Below are 280 nucleotides of genomic sequence, written 5' to 3'. Positions count from 1 at the left end.
GATCAAACCTTTATTACCTTTTTCTTGCATTAGATTGTCATAATTGACATAATAGTAATAAACATCATCTCCAACATTAGTTGGATCTGTATATTTATAAACTTGTCCATTTTCAGATGTTATTTCATCTGTTTTTTCCCATTTTCCTGTTTCGGCTTGTATTGTAGAAGATAACGGGCTTGGTGCTTCACTTGCAGAAGCAAGCGCACCGTATGGTAGTAATAGAGCGGTCATTGCTGCCAATATTGCGGTTTTTGCCATTATTTTGATTGGTTTCATT

At 35.0% G+C, this 280-nt stretch carries 1 protein-coding gene; it reads right to left on the bottom strand.

Annotated elements, in window-relative coordinates:
• Positions 1-261 (bottom strand): hypothetical protein (locus JO375_RS16355; RefSeq protein WP_229525469.1); only part of this gene is annotated, 261 nt, incomplete at its 3' end.
• Between the last annotated feature and the right edge of the window lie 19 nt (positions 262-280).

The organism is Paenibacillus farraposensis, from assembly GCF_020736845.1.
Classification (GTDB): domain Bacteria; phylum Bacillota; class Bacilli; order Paenibacillales; family Paenibacillaceae; genus Paenibacillus; species Paenibacillus farraposensis.
The sequence above is the reverse complement of the archived record's forward strand: the minus strand, read 5'-3'. Positions and strand labels throughout refer to the sequence as shown.